Origin of the sequence: Frigoribacterium sp. UYMn621, from assembly GCF_040549525.1 — a bacterium.
GTDB lineage: Bacteria > Actinomycetota > Actinomycetes > Actinomycetales > Microbacteriaceae > Lacisediminihabitans.
In genome coordinates this window covers 165276-182785 of sequence record NZ_JBEPTM010000002.1, presented here as the reverse complement: position 1 = coordinate 182785, position 17510 = coordinate 165276, and the positions used below count along the sequence as shown (strand labels likewise).

Genomic DNA, 17510 nt, shown 5'->3' with positions numbered 1-17510 from the left:
AAAAGCATCCGAAATGCTGGGGATTCACCCCCCTTGGCTGCGCTCTGGGCGTAGTGCGCGGGGCCGTGCGAGCGAGCGCGCGATCCACGCGGATGCCACGATCACCAGCAGAGAGACGGCCACCACGATCGCTCCGTCCCCGTATTGCGGATAGAGCTGCGCGAGGATGAGGCCGCTGGCGAGCGGAAGAAGCGTCGCGAGGTAGCTGCGCCCGGGGCGCTGCCGCAGCAACAGCCAGAAGGCGAACGGCCCGACGAGAAGCACCGCGGCCATCGACCCGATCAGCAGGGAGCCGACGAGAAGCGCGCTCGGCACCGCGACCGCCGCCCGTCGGGCACCCCGCGCGGGCAGGATCAGCCAGCCGGCGATGTGCGCTCCGACGCCGAGAACGATGAGGTAGTCGGCATACGCGGATCCGGCCTGCAGCACGAGCGCGCCGGCGAGGATCAGCGCGAGGGCGCCGGGATAGCGCACGCGGTAGCTGCCCCAGCGTAGGGGGATTCGCGCGGTCGGTTCGTGCCAGCCGGAGCGCGTCGCCATGGCCTCAGCCCCGGGGACTGAAGACGGCGATCGCCACGAGGATGATCAGCACGCCGCCGCCGAGGGCCATGGCGACTCCGACGATGACGGCCGCATCCATTCGCTTGCGGGGCATCGGTTCGTCCGGCTCGTCGGGGCGGATGGCCGAGGGGATCGGCTCGCGTTGCTGGGCGGCTGTCGCGCCATCCACCGCCGTGTCCTCGGCTGCCGCAGCGGGCTCACCGCACGCGATGCAGAACTTCCAACTCGGATCGAGCGTCGTCCCACAGTTCGTGCATTTCCCCATGGCCACGAGAGTAGCAAGTCCGCCGAGCGCGCCTGCGGCATCCCGTAGCGTTGTCCCGTGACTATCTCACCCGGCCCCCTCGTGATCGGTCATCGCGGAGCCAGCGGCTACCGGCCAGAGCACACCCGTTCGGCCTATGAGCTCGCGTTCGCCCAGGGGGTGGATGCCGTGGAGCCCGATCTCGTCGCGACGAAGGACCGCGTGCTCGTGATCCGCCACGAGAACGAGATCTCGGGCACGACGGATGTGGCCTCACATCCCGAGTTCGCCGACCGTCGCACGACGCGAGAGATCGACGGGGTGAGTCTCACGGGCTGGTTCACCGAGGACTTCACGTGGGCGGAGCTGGCCATGCTGAACGCGCGGGAGCGGCTTCCCCAGGTGCGGCCGCGCAACACGGAGTACCCGGACGAAGGCATCCTGAGGCTCGTCGACCTGATGGCGCTGCTCGACGCGGCACCGCTGAGCGCTCGTGGCGCCCGAATCGGCATGGTCGCGGAGATCAAGCACGCCAGCTATTTCGCGTCGATCGGCCTGCCCCTCGACGAACTCTTCGCCGCGGAGCTTGCCGCGGCGGGCTGGACCGACGACGACAGGCTGACGGTCGAGAGCTTCGAAGAGACGGTGCTCGGGCAGATCCGTGACCGGGGAGTGCGGGCGCGGTATGTGTTCCTCGTCGACGTCGAGGGCGCCCCCGCCGACCAGGTCGCCCGGCACGGCGCCGAGGCTCTCCCCTACTCGTCCTACCTCACCGTCGACGGCATGGCGGCGCTTGCGGCCGGCGAAGACGGCATCAGCTTCGACAAGCATTTGCTGCAGCACACGGATGCCTCTGGCGCACCCGTCGGCGCCGAACTCGTCGCGCGCGCCCACGCCGCTGGGCTCACGGTCTTCTGCTGGACGCTGCGCGCCGAGAACAGGTTTCTCGCGGAGACACTGAGGAACGGCCCATCCGCGAGCCGGTTCGGTGACTGGAAGACCGAGTTCCTCGAGCTGATGGGCATGGGGGTCGATGGGGTCTTCACCGACCAGCCCGATCTCGCGATCGCGGCGAGGTCTGCGCTACGGGTCGAGTAGGCCGCCCGCGGTCGAATCGAAATCCTCGACAGCCGGGGACAAGCGAAGTACTCTCACGATATGGACACTCTCGACCGCATCGACCGTGCGCTGCACCAGGACGAGCTACGGCTCCGTGGCCGCCGCAACGCTGGGCTTCTGATCGCGCTGGGCGCGCTCGCGGTCATCGGATCCTGGTGGCTCGTGCCCCGGTCGATCATCGCGCTCGCCATGGCCTCCATCGATTCCACCATCGCAACGATCGATGTCGCGGTGGGCGTCGTCGCGCTGGTCTCGGGCATCACGCTCATCGTGGTCGGCATCCAGACGCAGCGACGCGCGAGCACCGGCGATGCGCAGTCCTCCGCCGGCCGAGCCAACCCGCGTTTCGACAACCCGGGGGCACCGACCCCGAATGGCCAGCCTCCGCTCAACTGGACTGGCCTCACGCCGCACTGACCAGAAGCACCGGCGGGCGTCACTGAAGAGCGGGTATCGGCTCCTTCCGCTGCGTCAGCAACGCCCGTGCGGCCAGCCCGATCACCGCGCTGTAGGTGGGGTAGGCGAACTTGACGTTCGCGAGGGTAGCCACGTCGATGCCCGCCGCCATCGCCGTGGTGACCGACTGCACCACCTCGATCGCGTTCTCGCCGACAGCGTGCGCCCCGAGAATCAGCTCGCGGCGGCGATCGGAGATGAGCATGAGGAATCCACGCTCCCGGTCGTCGATCACGGCTCGGTCGAGCGTGGAGTAATCGACTCGTGCGACTACACAGTGCGGATCCCGCTCTCGAGCCACTGCCTCGGTGAGTCCCACACCCGCGTAGTCCGGGTCGGTGAACCCGCCGGCGGGCAGCAGGTGATGCGGGGTGCGTCGATTCGCGTCGAGCACCGCGTTCTCCGCCGCGGCCTCGCCCTCGAAGTGCGCGGCCTGCACGAGCATGTCCCGCCCGTTCGCATCTCCCACCGCGAAGATGTGCGGCACGGCCGTGCGGAAGTACTGGTCAACGGGAATCGCCGACCGGGCCGGTGTGATCCCCGCATGCTCGAGGCCGAGGTCGTCGACATCCGCGGGCCAGCCGGTCGCCATGATCACGGCGTCGAAGTCGGCGGATGTCTCGACCCCGCCCTCTCGCCAGCTCAGGCTGATCGAGCCATCGGCGGCCCGCGAGAGGCCGTCGACGCCATCCACACCGGTGCGGACGGACACGCCCTGTTGCACGAAGGCCTCGCTCACGGCCTCGGCGATCGCGGCATCCGATGCCATGAGAAGGCGGGGCGCGACATCCAGCACGGTGACGGCGCTGCCGAAGGAGTTGAACACCGTCACGAGCTGCGCCCCGGTATTGCCCGCCCCGATCACGGCGAGGCGAGCGGGCAGCTCCGGCAGGGAGAGGATGTCTTCCGGAACGGTCGCGAGGTGCGCCCCGGGGATCGGCAGCCGGCGGGAGTGCCCGCCGACGCAGATGATCACCGCGTCGGCGGTGACCACGCGACCGCTGTCGAGCACCAGGGTGTTGGCGTCGGAGAATCGCGCGCGGCCCTCCAGGATCAGCTCGATCCCGGCGGCCGCGAATCGACCAGCCTCGGCTTTGATCGAGCGCACCCGGTCCACTGTGCGGGTCACGCGGGCGACGGTCTCCGGCCAGTCGAGGGACTGCTCGGTGAGGGTGATTCCCCACGATCCGGCGGTGCGCATCTCGCGGGTGATACGGGCGGTTCGGGCGAGAACACGGGTGGGCACGCAGCCGGTGTTCACGCAGGTGCCGCCGGTGCGATCCGCTTCGAGCACGGCGACCCGGGCGCCGAGTTCGGCGGCCCGGATGGCGGCGGCTGTGCCGGCGGGCCCGGCTCCGATGACGACGACGTCGAAGTCACGATCAATGGGGGATGCGGGCACGGTTCTCTCCAAGGGGCTCGGTCTCAGGCTAGAGGCGATCCCGATCGAGCCCCTCGCCCATCAGCACTTTCGCAGAACCGTCGGTGCCTCGCCCTACAATTGGGTCGGTTATGACCTTCATCCTGGATCCGGCCGAGCCCTCGCGTTCCGAGCCGAGAGAGTCGCCACTGCTCGCCGGCCTCAATCCCCAGCAGCGCGAAGCCGTCGAGTACCGCGGCCATGCCCTGCTCATCGTCGCGGGTGCCGGATCGGGCAAGACCAGCGTGCTCACCCGGCGGGTCGCGAGCCTGATCGAGAGCCAGGATGCCTGGCCCTCGCAGATCCTCGCGATCACCTTCACCAACAAGGCCGCCGCAGAGATGCGCGAGCGCGTCGAGGCCATCCTCGGGCAGGCCTCCCAGGGCATGTGGATCTCGACCTTCCACTCCGCCTGCGTGCGCATCCTGCGCCGGGAGGCCGAGCACTTCGGTTTCGGAAAGAACTTCACGATCTACGACTCGGCGGACTCCCGTGCGCTGATCAAGCGGATCATCAAGGACCTGGATGCCGACACCTTCGGCTTCACCGTCTCGAGCGTCGCGGGCAAGATCTCCAAGCTCAAGAACGAGCTGAACGACGTGGAGTCCTACGCGCGCGGGGCGAACTTCAATGATCCCGCCGAGCGGGTGTTCCTCGACATCTTCCGCGAGTACACGCGCAGCCTGCAGAGCGCCAACGCCTTCGACTTCGACGACCTCATCGGCCAGACCGTCTACCTGTTCCGGGCCTTCCCGCAGGTGGCCGCGCTCTACCAGCGGCGCTTCCGGCACATCCTGGTCGACGAATACCAGGACACGAACCACGCGCAGTACTCCCTGATCCGGGAGCTGACGCAGCCGCCACGCACCGATCTGCTCGGGGGCGCGACCGGGTTCGACGGGTCGCTGCTCAGCAACCCCACGAAGCACCTCGAACCCGCATCGCTCACGGTCGTCGGTGATTCCGACCAGTCGATCTACGCCTTCCGCGGCGCGGACATCCGCAACATCGTCGAGTTCGAACGCGACTTCCCGAACTCCAAGGTGGTGTTGCTCGAGCAGAACTACCGCTCGACGCAGAACATCCTGAGCGCGGCCAATGCGGTGATCTCGAACAACTTCGACCGCAAGGACAAAAAGCTCTTCACCACTGTCGGCGACGGCGACAAGATCGTGGGCTTCACCGGGTACAGCCAGCACGACGAAGCCCAGTTCATCGCGGACGAGATCACCGAGCTCCATTCCACCGGCAACATCGAGTACCGCGACATCGCCGTCTTCTACCGCACCAACGCCCAGACGAGAGCTCTGGAAGAGATCTTCATCCGCTCGGCGCTGCCCTATCGGGTGCTCGGCGGAACCAAGTTCTACGAACGCGCCGAGATCAAGGATGCCTTCGGCTACCTCATCGCCATCGCGAATCCGGCGGACCCCATGGCCCTGCGTCGCATCCTCAACACCCCGAAGCGTGGCATCGGTGGCGTCACCGAAGCGACCCTGCAGCGCTACGCAGAGACGCACGGGATCACGCTGCGGGAGTCGCTGCGCCATGCGGATGAGATGGGGTTCGGGCCCAAGATCACCGGGGCGATCCTCGGCCTCGGCGCGATCCTCGACGAGGTAGCACTCACCTCCGACACCGCAGCGGTCGCCGACATCCTCACCGCCCTCATCACCAAGACCGGACTCGTCGAGGCGCTTCGGGCATCCCGCGACCCCCAGGACGAGGCCCGCGCCGAGAACATCGAGGAGCTCGTCGCAGTGACCAAGGAGTTCAACAAGAACAATCCGGATGGCACGCTGCTCGACTTCCTCACCGAGACCTCGCTCGTTGCCGCGGCCGACGACATCGACGACTCGAGCGGCACCGTGTCGCTCATGACGCTGCACACCGCGAAGGGCCTGGAGTACGAGGCCGTGTTCCTCACCGGCATAGAGGAAGACCTGCTCCCGCACCGGATGTCGGCGAACGAGCCCGGCGGGCCCGCCGAGGAACGTCGACTGTTCTACGTGGGCATCACGCGCGCGCGCCGCAAGCTCTACCTGTCGCTCGCCATGACCCGGGCGCAGTTCGGCGAGGTCTCCGTCGCCATGCCGTCGCGCTACCTTCAGGAGATCCCGCCCGAGCTCATCGACTGGCGCCAGTCGCCTGGCATGGCCACCTCGCGCGGCGGCACCCAACCGCGCGCGCTCAACGCCCGCCGTGGCGGATTCGGTGCGGAGGATGCCCCGGCGTTGGGCTCTGGCTACGGCGCGTCCAGTGGACCGGGGGCGACTGCTCTCGCCCGCGCCGCCCGTGCCGAGCGAGCGGCGCAGCCCAAGACCCAGTGGGCGAATCGCGTGACGAACGTGGTGCGCGACAACGGCGACCTGACGCTGGCGGCGGGGGATCGCATCCGCCATATCGACTTCGGTGACGGTCGGGTGACCGGGGTGACCGGCATCGGGCCAAAGTCGATCGCCGAGGTGCAGTTCGACACCGCCGGGCGCAAGCGCCTGCTGATCAAACTGGCGCCCATCGAGAAGCTCTAGCCGGCGCGTCCCTCTGCCTCCGCTGTGCCTCTCATCATTCAGGAAGGCGCGGGGCTGAAGGGGCGGAATGACTCTTGTGGGAACGCATCACGCACTCTGGCCACTCCCGCCTCACACCTTCCTGAATGATGTGAGTCCTGGGGGAGGGGAATTATCGGGGGCGCATCCCCGTTCTCGATCAGGTCCTGCTCTGCAGTTCAGAGCTCACCAGTCCAGAAGGAAGTGCCGTGCAACTCTTCGCGCCCGTGAACCTCGGGGCCCTCGCCCTGTCCAACCGTGTCGTCATGGCGCCCCTCACCCGGCTGCGTGCCGGTGACGCCGGGGTACCGAACGACCTGCTCGTCGAGCACTATCGGCAGCGCGCCACTCTCGGCCTCATCGTGACCGAAGGCACCTTCCCGAGCCCGGTGAGCCGCGCGTACCCGGGCCAGCCCGGCATCGTCACCCCCGAGCAGATCGCCGGCTGGCGCCGGGTCACCGAAGCCGTGCACGCCGAGGGCGGAATCATCGTCATGCAGCTCATGCACGGCGGCCGCGTGACGCATCCCGAGATCATCGGAGGGCTCACCCCGGTGGCTCCGAGCGCCGTCGCGATCGACGGGGAGACGCACACTCCTCTGGGCAAGAAGCGCTACCCCGAGCCCCGCGCCCTCGAGGCCGACGAACTCCCCGGCGTGACCGAGGAGATCGTGCAGGCCGCCCGCAATGCGATCGAGGCCGGCTTCGACGGCGTCGAGGTGCACTCCGCGAACGGATACCTGCTGCACGAGTTCCTCTCGCCCGTGTCCAACGTGCGCACCGATGCCTACGGTGGATCGCCCGCCAACCGCGCCCGGTTCGGAATCGAGACCGTGACGGCCGTCGCCGAAGCTGTCGGAGCGGATCGGGTGGGCATCCGCATCTCGCCCTCGCACAACATCCAGGACGTCTTCGAGACGGATGAGGCGGAGACCAAGGCCACCTACGACGCTCTGATCGATGGCATCGCCCCGCTCGGCCTCGCCTACCTCAGCGTGCTGCACAGCGATCCGGCCGGCGAGCTCGTGCAGGACCTCCGCGCCCGCTTCGGCGGCCCGCTCATGGTGAACAGCGGATTCGGCCAGCTGACCACCCGCGACGAGGCGATGGAGTTCGTGAAGGCGAACCACGCGGATGTCGTCGCCGTCGGCCGCCAGGCGATCGCGAACCCCGACCTCGTCGCCCGCTGGCGCGACGACCGCGAGCTCAACGAGCCCAACCCGAGCACCTTCTACGGTGCGACCGGCGAGGGCTACACGGACTACCCCGCCCTCGCGGTCTGAGCCGGTGCTGCCGTGTAGCCCACGGCGGCACCGGTCCGCATCAGGGCTGGCAGTTGATGTTGTGAAAGCTCCGCTGCCGCAGCATCAACTGCCAGTTCTGACGCTTGCCGTGTGCTCAGCAGCGGTTGTATCATCCGGGATATGAGCGAAAGTCTGGTCGATGCTCGGCCGGTTCCGGGCACGGCGATCGCTGCGCTCACGGTGGGAGTGCTGTCGATTGCGGCGATTCCTCTCATGGTCGTCGCGACTCTGCCGCTCGGGGTCGTCGCGCTGGTGCTCGGACTGGTGTCGAGGCGCACCCTGCGCCGGGATCCGACCCTTCGGGGCTCGCGGATCTCACTCGCCGGTTTCCTCCTCGGCATCTCGGGGATGATCCTGGGCGGAGCCGTGCCGCTGGCGCTGATGTTGCTCTGGCGACTCTTCGGATCCGGCGACTGAACGGTCGTCAGCCGAGTCGTTTGAGCAGGTGGTTCTTTGGCCAGTGCCGCAGCCGGGCTGGCAGCCGCGGATAGAGGCGTGCCGTGACATCCATGAGGCGATCGAAGCGGCGCTGGCGGCGGTCGTCCCAGGGCAGCGCATAGGCCTCGCGCAGCGCGGGAGACAGCAAGCCGGCGGTCGCAAGGCGCGCGATCGGCATCAGCGCTCGCATCCAGAGGGGACCGGATGCCGGTCGCAGCAGTTGCACCGAGACCTCTCGAACCCGGTCGTCGACTTCGAGCCCCGCCAACTGTCGCTGCCAGTAGCGACTGAAGGCCTCCCGGTCTGCGGGCCAGAGAGCCGCGGGCATGCCGAGAGCGGTACCGACGACCGCGTAGTCCCGGTAGACCCGCTCGGCGGATGCCGCGTCGAGGGGGCCGAACACGCGCTCGTGCAGCGTGGTCGCCGTCTCGTAGAGTGTGGCCGCAACCCAGAGCTGCAGCTCGGCATCCGAGGCATCGTAGGTTTCGGACCGCACCGGCGCATGGGCGCGCTGCACCATCGCCGTCACCGCCGCGACCTGCTGCGGGGTGCCGAAGACGAGTGCGTACACGTATGTCAATGTGTTGCGTAGCCGCCGGAGCGGGTCGGCGGCGAAGTCGCTGTGGTCGGCGACGGCGTGACCCACCGCGGGCTTCGCCAATTGCAGCAGGATCGCGCGACCGCCACCGGCGAGCAGCACGGCCTCGGCGCCGATGTCGGGGAGCGCCACGGGTCTCATCCGTCCATTGTGCGCCGTGCCCCATGAGTGTTGGCACGTAGGCTGACGCGCATGACCGTGTCTTCAGTGCGCCTCGTGCTTCCGTCATCCGGTCAGCTCGCCGAGCGTTTCGCCCAGCTGCGCGCGGAGCTGGGGCTGTTCTCGGAATTCCCCGCGGAGGTCGAGGCCGATGCGCGATCCGTGATCGCCCACCAGGTGCTGCCGGAAGTGGATGGCACGGAGATCCCGTTCATCACGATCGACCCCCCTGGCGCGACCGACCTCGACCAGGCGCTCCACCTCGAGCGCAGCGTCGACGGATACCGCGTGCGGTACGCCATCGCCGATGTGCCGGCCTTCGTGGCGCCGAACGGCCCGATCGACGCGGAGGCCCGCCGGCGCGGTCAGACCATGTACGCGCCCGACGGCCGCATCCCCCTGCATCCGACGGTCATCAGTGAGGATGCCGCGTCGCTGCTGCCGGGCGAGGTGCGCGGCGCGTTCGTGTGGGACTTCACGCTCGACGCCGCCGCCGACGTGATCGTCGCCACCGTCGCTCGCGCTCGCATTCGCAGCATCCGCCAGTGCGACTACGCCGAAGCGCAGCGGGAGATCGATGCGGGAACTGCCGACGAATCACTGCAGCTGCTGCGAGAGGTCGGCGAGAAGCGCATCCTGCTCGAGAGGAAGCGCGGCGGGGCGAGCCTCAACCGCGCCGACCAGGAGGTCACCGAGGTCGATCACGTCTACCGGCTCGAGCGCCGCCGGTCACTTGCGGTCGAGGACTGGAACGCCCAGCTCTCCCTGATGACCGGTATGGCCGCGGCCGGCATCATGATCGAGGGCGGAGTCGGCATCCTGCGCACCATGCCTGCCCCGGATGCCGCAGCCATCGACCGTTTCCGGCTACAGACCGTGGCACTCGGCTGGCCGTGGGCGCCGCAGCTCGCCTACGGCGAATACCTGCGCACCCTGGACTCGGAAGACCCGAAACAGCTCGCGATCATCCATGCTGCCGGTTCGCTCTTCCGCGGCGCCGGCTATGCGGTCTTCGACGGCGACGCCCCGAAGGTCATACTGCAGGCCGCGGTCGGTGCGCCCTATGCGCACACCACTGCGCCGTTGCGGCGCCTCGTCGACCGCTTCGTGCTCGTCATCTGCGAGGCGCTCGTGGCCGGGCATCCGGTTCCGTCCTGGGTTCGAAGTGCGCTGCCGGCCATCCCGGCTGTCATGGCTGCGTCGGACGGCATCGCCTCACGTCTCGGCCGGGGCTCGATCGACGCGGTCGAGGCCGCCGTGCTGCGCGGACGGGTGGGCGAGGTCTTCGACGCGACGGTGATCTCCGCTCGGCGAGGCGGAGGCGTCATCCAGCTGGCGGACCCGGCGGTGGCGGCGGAATGCAGCGGACAGCTCGAGGCGGGCAGCCGGGTGCGAGCGACCCTGGTGGCGGCGGACATCCCGACGAGTACAGTGCGGTTCTCGGTCTGAATCTCAGAGCGTAAAAACCCCCAAAGTTTCCGCCGCGGTCGCCGTCCTCGAGCCAAGCTCCCGAGCGGCCGGGGGTAGAGTGCTTGGTGGCCCAAATATCTTGATGTCGAGCTATCTCGATATCGAGAGACTTGCCGCCACATCAGACATACGAACTGCGGATTGGACACAGCAGCGTGGATCTATTTGAGTACCAGGCCAGAGATCTCTTCGAATCCTACGGAGTGCCGGTACTCGCCGGAATCATCGCCGACACGCCGGAAGAGGTGCGCGCGGCCGCGACGAAGCTCGGCGGCACGGTCGTCGTCAAGGCGCAGGTCAAAGCGGGCGGACGCGGCAAGGCGGGCGGCGTGAAGGTCGCCCACAACCCGGACGATGCGGCTGCTGCCGCCGAAGGCATCTTCGGGCTCGACATCAAGGGCCACACCGTCAAGCGGGTCATGGTCGCCGCCGGAGCCCGCATCAAGGAGGAGTACTACTTCTCCGTACTGCTCGACCGCGCGAACCGCAGCTACCTCTCTCTCGCGAGCTACGAGGGTGGCATGGAGATCGAGGAGCTCGCCGTCGAGCGGCCAGAGGCCCTCGCTCGCATCGAGATCGACCCGCTCACCGGCATCGACCTCGCCAAGGCCACCGAGATCGCGATCGCGGGCAAGTTCCCGGCCGACATCGTCGAGAAGGTCGCTCCCGTGTTCGTGAAGCTCTACGAGGTCTACAAGGGGGAGGATGCCACGCTCGTCGAGGTCAACCCGCTCGTGATCACCGAAGACGGGGACATCGTCGCCCTCGACGGCAAGGTCTCGCTCGACGAGAACGCGGAGTTCCGTCACCCCAACCACGAGGCACTCGTGGACACCGACTCCGAGGACCCGCTCGAGGCGAAGGCCAAGAAGCTTGGACTCAACTACGTGAAGCTCGACGGCGAGGTCGGAGTCATCGGAAACGGTGCTGGCCTCGTGATGTCCACGCTCGACGTCGTCAGTTATGCGGGCGAGAACTTCGGCAACGTGAAGCCGGCCAACTTCCTCGACATCGGCGGTGGAGCATCCGCTGAGGTCATGGCCAACGGCCTCGACGTGATCCTCGGCGACCCGCAGGTGAAGAGCGTGTTCGTGAACGTCTTCGGCGGCATCACCGCGTGCGACGCGGTGGCCAACGGCATCGTCGGAGCGCTCAAGACGCTCGGCGAGACGGCATCCAAGCCCCTCGTGGTTCGTCTCGACGGCAACAAGGTCGAGGAGGGACGCGCGATTCTCGCCGAATACGCACACCCGCTCGTGTCGCTCGCCGACACCATGGACGACGGCGCCGCCAAGGCTGCCGAACTGGCTTCGAAGTAAGGGACTGCAGAGAAATGTCGATCTTCCTCAATAAGGACTCCAAGGTCATCGTGCAGGGCATCACCGGCGGTGAGGGCACCAAGCACACCGCCCTCATGCTGAAGGCCGGCACCCAGGTCGTCGGTGGCGTGAACGCCCGCAAGGCCGGCACGAGCGTCACCCACGGCGACGTGGAGCTGCCCGTCTTCGGTACGGTCGCCGAGGCCATAGAGAAGACCGGAGCGGATGTCTCCATCGTCTTCGTCCCCCCGGCCTTCGCCAAGGATGCCGTGCTCGAGGCCATCGAGGCCGAGATCCCGCTCGTCGTCGTGATCACCGAGGGCATCCCGATCCAGGACTCGGCCGAGTTCTGGGCCACGGCCAAGGCCTCCGGCAAGACCCGCATCATCGGACCGAACTGCCCCGGCATCATCACACCGGGGGAGTCGCTCGTGGGCATCACTCCCGCGACGATCACCGGAAAGGGGCCGATCGGACTCGTCTCGAAGTCGGGAACGCTCACGTACCAGATGATGTACGAGCTGCGCGATCTCGGATTCTCGACGGCCATCGGCATCGGGGGCGACCCGATCATCGGCACCACCCACATCGACGCGCTCGCCGCGTTCGAAGCGGACCCCGAGACCAAGGCGATCGTCATGATCGGTGAGATCGGTGGTGACGCCGAGGAGCGTGCCGCGGACTACATCAAGGCGCACGTCACCAAGCCCGTCGTCGGCTACGTCGCCGGTTTCACCGCGCCCGAGGGCAAGACGATGGGCCACGCCGGCGCCATCGTCTCCTCCGGAGCGGGCACCGCGCAGGGCAAGAAGGAGGCCCTCGAGGCCGCCGGGGTCAAGGTCGGCAAGACGCCGAGCGAGACCGCCACGCTCATGCGCGAGGTACTCGCCGCGCTGTAGTCGCCTCTTCGGCGGGTCTTTTCTCCCGCTGCACGGCGCCATCACCATCCGGCGCCATCAGCACCCGGCGCAATCAGCACCCGGAAGGCCAGCCTCGGCTGGCCTTCCGTCGGTTAACCGGGGTCGGGCATCCGGCGGGGGTTGCGCGGCGGACCTCGCCCCCGGGTCCACTCGGCGGTTGCGCGGCGGACCTCGCCGCCCCCGAGTCCCCCCGGAATCGACTCGGGAGTAGATGCGACTTCTGGGGTGCAGGAGGTCGCAACGACTCCCGAGTCGATCTCTCAGGGCTCGGAGTCGCGGGGACCGGGGCCCCGGAGCGCGATACCCCGGAGGGCGATACCCCGGGCCCCTTTACTCAGCCCCCTTAAATCGGGGCCCCGGAGCAGACCGCCCGAGCGTCAGATGACGGCGGGCAGCAGCACGCGGTTGATCGTGTGGATCACACCGTTGCTCGCCTGGATGTTGATCCCGGAGAGCACGAGGCGCGGGTCCTGGAACGCCGGGTTCGCGTCACGCAGCGTGATGCCCCGCGGCTTCACGACGCCTCCGTTGGCCATGGTCAGCGACCGGGCCGTGAGCACGCTGATCGGGCCGAGCTTGCGGTCGGCGACCACGTGGTAGAGCAGCACGTTCTTGATCTGGTCGATGGTGAGGGCGCTCGTGATGGTCGCGAGCGCGGCCGCCTCGCTGGTGGGTGCGACCCCGGTGAGATCCTGCACGAGACGCTCGAAAGCGAGGTCGTTGGGCGCGAATACGGTGAACTTGCGGCTGGTGTCGGCAAGCACGGGAACCAACCCGGTGGCCGTCAGCGCCTGCACGAGGAGGTCGTAGTCGTAGGGATTGCTGTCGGGGGTTCCTCCGCCTGAGGCGGCGACCGCGACATCCACGATCGATCCCTTCGGGGCTGGCGGACCGTAATGGGAGGGTACGGAGGCGGATGCCGGAATGGAACTGCCGAGCACGAGCGCTCCGGCGGCGGCGGTGGTGATGACGGTGGCGATGAGACGGTTCTTCATGATGCACTCCTTTGTGTGGCCCTGGGTGGGCGGAAACGGTCCTTATCACCAGTTAGTTCCGCCGAAAGGGCCCGATCGGATGCACCCGGCCGCGACTTTCTCGCAGCGACCGCTGCGCTCTGGCGCGGCACCCGGCGCGGGTCTAGCGTGAGTGTCAGGAATACTCAAGGAAGAGGGCTTACCCGTGAAAAAACTCATCAACGACCCCGAGAACGTCCTGGCCGATTCCCTCGTGGGAGTCGAGGCCGCGCATCCCGAACTGCGGGTCGACCATGTCAATCGCATCATCTACCGCGGCGAACCGACGAAGCAGGGCAAAGTCGCCCTGATCTCGGGAGGCGGATCCGGCCACGAACCGCTCCACGGCGGATTCGTCGGGTTCGGGATGCTCGACGCCGCGTGTGCCGGTGAGGTGTTCACCAGCCCGACCCCCGACCAGATGCAGGAGGCGACGAAGGTCGCCGACTCCGGCGCCGGCGTTCTGCACATCGTCAAGAACTACACGGGCGACGTGATGAACTTCGAGATGGCGGCAGAGCTCGCCGAGGCGGATGCCGGGGTGAAGGTCGAGACCGTCGTCACGAACGACGACGTCGCGGTCGAGGACTCGACCTGGACGGCCGGCCGACGTGGCGTCGGCGTGACCGTCCTGCTCGAGAAGATCGTCGGGGCCGCGGCCGAGGCCGGCCAGGACCTGGCCGCGGTCGCCGCGCTCGCCCGCAAGGTGAACGAATCCGGCCGGTCGATGGGGATGGCCCTCACGAGTTGCACGGTGCCCTCGGCCGGCAAGCCGACCTTCGAGATCCCGGACGACATGATGGAGATGGGCGTCGGCATCCACGGCGAGCCCGGCCGCCACCGCGTGCCCCTCGCGCCCGCGGCATCCATCGCCCAGCAGCTGGTGGAGCCGGTGCTTGCCGACCTCGACTTCACCGACGGTCCGACCATCGTGATGCTCAACGGAATGGGCGGGTCCCCGCTCATCGAGCTGTACCTCATGTATGGAGAGGTGAAGAAGATCCTGGACAAGGCCGGTGTCACCGTGGCCCGAAGCCTGGTCGGCAACTACATCACCTCGCTCGATATGGCGGGCTGCTCGGTGACGATCCTGAAGGCGGATGACGACATGCTGAAGTTCTGGGACGCTCCGGTGAATACTGCCGGCCTGCGCTGGGGGGTCTAGGACTGTGGCGGACCGCACCGTCTCACTCGACCAGCTCGTCTCCTGGCTGTCCCGGTTCGCCGCGCTGGTGACCGAGAACCGCAGCTATCTCACGGAACTCGATTCGGCGATCGGCGACGCCGACCACGGAGCGAATATGGCCCGGGGCATGGCGGCGGTGATGGAGAAGATCGCGGCCGCACCGTCGACCGGGGTCGATGAGCTGTTCAAGCAGGTCGGGATGACGCTGGTCACCTCGGTCGGTGGAGCGAGCGGTCCGCTGTACGGCACCTTCTTCCTGAGGTTCGGCACCACGGCCGGCGCCGTCGCGGAACTGGACTCCGCCGGGCTGGCCGCGGCACTCCGCGCCGGGTTCGGCGGGGTGCTGGCCCGCGGAAAGGCCGAGCTCGGCGACAAGACGATGGTCGACGCGATGTCTCCGGCAGTGGACGCCTTCGACGCCGAGATCGCGGCGGGGGCCGACCTCGCCGCGAGTACGGCAGGGGCAGCCGCGGCCGCATCGGCGGGGAGGGATGCCACGGAGCCCCTCGTCGCCCGCAAGGGACGCGCGAGCTACCTCGGCGATCGAAGCGCCGGGCATCTCGATCCCGGGGCGACCTCCACCGGGTACCTGTTCCAGGCGCTCGCCGAAGCGCTCGCGTGATCGGACTAGTGGTCGTCTCCCACAGCTCGGCTCTCGCGCACGCGGCGGTCGAGCTCGCCCTGCAGATGGTGCCGGGGGAGCGGCCGGCCATCGCGATCGCCGCCGGGGCGGGGGAGGGGCTGATCGGTACGGATGCCACGGCGGTCTCGGCCGCGATCGACGAGGTCGCCTCGCCCGACGGCGTGCTCGTGATCATGGATCTCGGGTCGGCGGTGATGAGCGCGGAGATGGCACTCGACTTCCGCGCATCCGATGCCGAGGTGCGGCTCTCGAGCGCGCCATTCGTCGAGGGCCTGCTCGCCGCCATCGTCACGGCGGCGGGGGGAGCCGGCCTCGACGAGGTCGATCAGGAGGCACGGAGTGCCCTCACCCCGAAGATCTCGATGCTCGACGAGCCCGCTGCGGCGGCGCCAGTCGAGCCGGCGGCTCCTGCGGGACTCTCCGCCGACCTCACGATCATCAATCCGGACGGCCTTCACGCCCGGCCCGCGGCCACGCTGGTGTCGACCCTCGCCGGCTTCGACGCGAAACTCACCGTGGTGAACACCCGCACCGGAGGTGCGCCGGTGGCCGCCAATAGCCTGATCGGGTTGCTCTCGCTCGGGGCGAAGACCGGTGACGTGTTGACCGTGGCCGCATCCGGTGCCCAGGCCACGGAGGCGCTCGCGAAGGTGACGGAGCTCGTGACCGAGGGTTTTGGCGAGGTATGACCCGGCGCCTCCGCCCTCCCTTCCCGCGCTCCGAAAACGCAGGAGATCCGCCACGAAAGGGCCCCTTCTGCGGCACAGTCCGCTCCCGGTGGCGAATCTCCTGCGTTTTCGGTGGGCGGGGCAGGGAATTGCCGGGGGTTTGCGCCACGGCGGACCGGCGGACCGGCGGATCGCGGGGCCGCCGGTAGGCTCACCTCCGGTATGAATCGTCCGCTCACCGCCCTCTTCTCCGCGCTCGAAGCGGTGCTCGTCGCCGCCATCGGTGTCGCGATCCCCTTGGTGCCGCTCACGGTGCTGTGGGCGTTCCAGTACGGGCTCCAGGTCGACTTCATCGTGTTCTGGCGCACGGCCGTCGACCTGTGGCTGCTCGGTTCCGGCGTGGACATCCAGCTCACCCTCGACCCGGTGATGGCCTCGGGGCTCGGATTCGATGGTGCGGGAACCCCGTTCATCGTCACGATCGCCCCCCTCGGTTTCGCGCTCGTGACCGTGTTGCTCGGGGTGCGCGCCGGGCGTCGCATCGGCGAGACGCCCCATCGACTGCTCGGGATGGCGGTGTCCGTCGCCGCTTTCGCCGTGATCTCGCTCGGTCTCACGCTCAGCGTGCTCCTGCCCGCCGCGCGACCCTCCATCTGGCAGGGAACGCTGCTGCCGACTCTCGTCTTCGCCCTCGGGATCGTGATCGGGTCGGAGATTCTGCGCCCTGCCACCGCCGCGGCTGACGTGCTTGGCGACAGTGCCCGGGGAATCGTGCGGGGCTGGCGCCCGGAGGTGCGCACGATCATCGTGGCGGGGCTGCGCGGCGGCGTCGGCTCCGCGAGCGTGGTGATCGCGGCATCCGCCCTCGCCGTCGCGGTGCTGTTCCTCGCGAACTATGCGGCCATCATCTCCCTGTATGAGGGCGTGCACGCGGGGGTTCTTGGCGGGATCGCGCTCACCATCGGACAGTTGGCGGTGCTGCCCAATCTCGTCATCTGGGGCGCCTCGTGGTTCATCGGGCCCGGCTTCGCCATGGGCGCGGGCTCGTCCGTCACGCCGCTCGGCACCACGCTCGGGCCCATCCCCGCGATCCCCGTGCTCGGCGCACTTCCCGCTCCGGGAGCGCTCGGGTGGGGTTTCCTCGGACTCCTCGTGCCCGTACTCGCCGGCTTCTTCATCGCTCTCGTCGTGCGACCGCGACTGGCCCGAGAGCTCGGTCCGCGGGTGTCCGTCAGCTCGTTCATCGCCACCGGGCTCGCGAGCGGCGTCGTCGGCGGCGTGCTTCTCGCACTGCTCGCCTGGGCATCCGCCGGTTCTGCCGGCCCCGGACGACTGGTGGATGTCGGACCGTCCCCGTGGCTCGTCGGCGGGTTCGCCGCGCTCGAGATCGGCGTTGCCGCGGTCATCGGGCTACTGGCCGGTCGGCCGTCTCGCCGCTGAGGC

The 17510-nt window shown here is 68.5% G+C and carries 17 protein-coding genes; 12 read left to right on the top strand and 5 right to left on the bottom strand.

What is annotated here, in order from left to right:
- Nucleotides 1-24: 24 nt before the first annotated feature.
- Together ABIB54_RS04880 and ABIB54_RS04875 are read right to left on the bottom strand one after the other, a co-directional pair.
- The gene (locus tag ABIB54_RS04880) at nt 25-540 is read right to left on the bottom strand and encodes a hypothetical protein (protein ID WP_354574409.1); all 516 of its coding nucleotides are present in this window, start codon (nt 538-540) and stop codon (nt 25-27) included.
- 4 nt (nt 541-544) lie between these two features.
- Nucleotides 545-826 carry a zinc-ribbon domain-containing protein gene (locus tag ABIB54_RS04875; protein ID WP_354574408.1) on the bottom strand — a complete coding sequence of 94 codons (282 nt, stop codon included), beginning with the start codon at nt 824-826 and terminating at the stop codon, nt 545-547.
- 57 nt (nt 827-883) lie between these two features.
- Between ABIB54_RS04875 and ABIB54_RS04870 the strand changes: the two genes are divergently transcribed.
- Together ABIB54_RS04870 and ABIB54_RS04865 are read left to right on the top strand one after the other, a co-directional pair.
- Nucleotides 884-1903: a glycerophosphodiester phosphodiesterase family protein gene (locus ABIB54_RS04870; RefSeq protein ID WP_354574407.1), complete on the top strand. Its 1020-nt coding sequence runs from the start codon at nt 884-886 to the stop codon at nt 1901-1903.
- Between the two features lie 60 nt (nt 1904-1963).
- On the top strand, nt 1964-2341 hold the full coding sequence (locus ABIB54_RS04865) for a hypothetical protein (RefSeq protein ID WP_354574406.1): 378 nt from the start codon (nt 1964-1966) through the stop codon (nt 2339-2341).
- A 19-nt stretch (nt 2342-2360) separates the two neighbouring features.
- Here ABIB54_RS04865 and ABIB54_RS04860 read toward each other — a convergent pair whose 3' ends face one another.
- Nucleotides 2361-3782 (bottom strand): dihydrolipoyl dehydrogenase family protein, encoded by a 1422-nt coding sequence (locus tag ABIB54_RS04860; RefSeq protein WP_354574405.1) that lies wholly within the window; start codon nt 3780-3782, stop codon nt 2361-2363.
- Between the two features lie 110 nt (nt 3783-3892).
- On the opposite strand from ABIB54_RS04860, the gene ABIB54_RS04855 reads away from it, so the two are divergent.
- The 3 genes from ABIB54_RS04855 to ABIB54_RS04845 all read left to right on the top strand — a co-directional run bounded on the left by ABIB54_RS04855 (nt 3893) and on the right by ABIB54_RS04845 (nt 8070).
- Nucleotides 3893-6331: an ATP-dependent helicase gene (locus ABIB54_RS04855; RefSeq protein WP_354574404.1), complete on the top strand. Its 2439-nt coding sequence runs from the start codon at nt 3893-3895 to the stop codon at nt 6329-6331.
- A 227-nt stretch (nt 6332-6558) separates the two neighbouring features.
- Nucleotides 6559-7632, top strand: coding sequence for an alkene reductase (locus tag ABIB54_RS04850; RefSeq protein WP_354574403.1), 1074 nt, complete (start codon nt 6559-6561; stop codon nt 7630-7632).
- Nucleotides 7633-7773: 141 nt separating this feature from the next.
- Entirely contained in the window at nt 7774-8070 is a 297-nt protein-coding gene (locus ABIB54_RS04845) for a hypothetical protein (RefSeq protein WP_354574402.1), read from the top strand.
- A gap of 7 nt (nt 8071-8077) precedes the next feature.
- On the opposite strand, the gene ABIB54_RS04840 is transcribed toward ABIB54_RS04845, so the two are convergent.
- Nucleotides 8078-8830: an oxygenase MpaB family protein gene (locus ABIB54_RS04840; RefSeq protein ID WP_354574401.1), complete on the bottom strand. Its 753-nt coding sequence runs from the start codon at nt 8828-8830 to the stop codon at nt 8078-8080.
- Between the two features lie 51 nt (nt 8831-8881).
- Here ABIB54_RS04840 and ABIB54_RS04835 point away from each other — a divergent pair, with 51 nt between their 5' ends.
- The 3 genes from ABIB54_RS04835 to sucD all read left to right on the top strand — a co-directional run bounded on the left by ABIB54_RS04835 (nt 8882) and on the right by sucD (nt 12536).
- A complete protein-coding gene (locus ABIB54_RS04835) occupies nt 8882-10297 on the top strand; it encodes an RNB domain-containing ribonuclease (protein ID WP_354574400.1) in 1416 nt (471 codons plus the stop codon).
- A gap of 176 nt (nt 10298-10473) precedes the next feature.
- Nucleotides 10474-11637, top strand: a complete 1164-nt coding sequence (sucC, locus tag ABIB54_RS04830) for an ADP-forming succinate--CoA ligase subunit beta (RefSeq protein ID WP_354574399.1) — start codon at nt 10474-10476, stop codon at nt 11635-11637.
- Nucleotides 11638-11651: 14 nt separating this feature from the next.
- Nucleotides 11652-12536, top strand: a complete 885-nt coding sequence (gene sucD / locus ABIB54_RS04825) for a succinate--CoA ligase subunit alpha (RefSeq protein WP_354574398.1) — start codon at nt 11652-11654, stop codon at nt 12534-12536.
- 398 nt (nt 12537-12934) lie between these two features.
- Here sucD and ABIB54_RS04820 read toward each other — a convergent pair whose 3' ends face one another.
- Nucleotides 12935-13552 carry a fasciclin domain-containing protein gene (locus tag ABIB54_RS04820; protein ID WP_354574397.1) on the bottom strand — a complete coding sequence of 206 codons (618 nt, stop codon included), beginning with the start codon at nt 13550-13552 and terminating at the stop codon, nt 12935-12937.
- Between the two features lie 184 nt (nt 13553-13736).
- Here ABIB54_RS04820 and dhaK point away from each other — a divergent pair, with 184 nt between their 5' ends.
- From dhaK to ABIB54_RS04800, 4 genes are all read left to right on the top strand, one after another.
- On the top strand, nt 13737-14735 hold the full coding sequence (gene dhaK, locus ABIB54_RS04815) for a dihydroxyacetone kinase subunit DhaK (RefSeq protein WP_354574396.1): 999 nt from the start codon (nt 13737-13739) through the stop codon (nt 14733-14735).
- Between the two features lie 4 nt (nt 14736-14739).
- Nucleotides 14740-15378 (top strand): dihydroxyacetone kinase subunit DhaL, encoded by a 639-nt coding sequence (gene dhaL / locus ABIB54_RS04810; RefSeq protein ID WP_354574395.1) that lies wholly within the window; start codon nt 14740-14742, stop codon nt 15376-15378.
- Entirely contained in the window at nt 15375-16088 is a 714-nt protein-coding gene (gene dhaM, locus ABIB54_RS04805; RefSeq protein WP_354574394.1) for a dihydroxyacetone kinase phosphoryl donor subunit DhaM, read from the top strand. Before dhaL ends, dhaM begins: the two co-directional genes overlap by 4 nt.
- Nucleotides 16089-16289: 201 nt before the next feature.
- Entirely contained in the window at nt 16290-17507 is a 1218-nt protein-coding gene (locus ABIB54_RS04800; RefSeq protein WP_354574393.1) for a cell division protein PerM, read from the top strand.
- Nucleotides 17508-17510: the final 3 nt, after the last annotated feature.

What these genes read in the sequence shown, in the direction of transcription:
- ABIB54_RS04880 (WP_354574409.1), bottom strand. Translation starts at nt 540, where the DNA reads ATGGCGACGCGCTCCGGCTGGCACGAACCGACCGCGCGAATCCCCCTA.
- ABIB54_RS04875 (WP_354574408.1), bottom strand. Translation starts at nt 826, where the DNA reads ATGGGGAAATGCACGAACTGTGGGACGACGCTCGATCCGAGTTGGAAG.
- ABIB54_RS04865 (WP_354574406.1), top strand. Translation starts at nt 1,964, where the DNA reads ATGGACACTCTCGACCGCATCGACCGTGCGCTGCACCAGGACGAGCTA.
- ABIB54_RS04855 (WP_354574404.1), top strand. Translation starts at nt 3,893, where the DNA reads ATGACCTTCATCCTGGATCCGGCCGAGCCCTCGCGTTCCGAGCCGAGA.
- ABIB54_RS04845 (WP_354574402.1), top strand. Translation starts at nt 7,774, where the DNA reads ATGAGCGAAAGTCTGGTCGATGCTCGGCCGGTTCCGGGCACGGCGATC.
- ABIB54_RS04840 (WP_354574401.1), bottom strand. Translation starts at nt 8,830, where the DNA reads ATGAGACCCGTGGCGCTCCCCGACATCGGCGCCGAGGCCGTGCTGCTC.
- ABIB54_RS04835 (WP_354574400.1), top strand. Translation starts at nt 8,882, where the DNA reads ATGACCGTGTCTTCAGTGCGCCTCGTGCTTCCGTCATCCGGTCAGCTC.
- sucD (WP_354574398.1), top strand. Translation starts at nt 11,652, where the DNA reads ATGTCGATCTTCCTCAATAAGGACTCCAAGGTCATCGTGCAGGGCATC.
- ABIB54_RS04820 (WP_354574397.1), bottom strand. Translation starts at nt 13,552, where the DNA reads ATGAAGAACCGTCTCATCGCCACCGTCATCACCACCGCCGCCGCCGGA.
- ABIB54_RS04800 (WP_354574393.1), top strand. Translation starts at nt 16,290, where the DNA reads ATGAATCGTCCGCTCACCGCCCTCTTCTCCGCGCTCGAAGCGGTGCTC.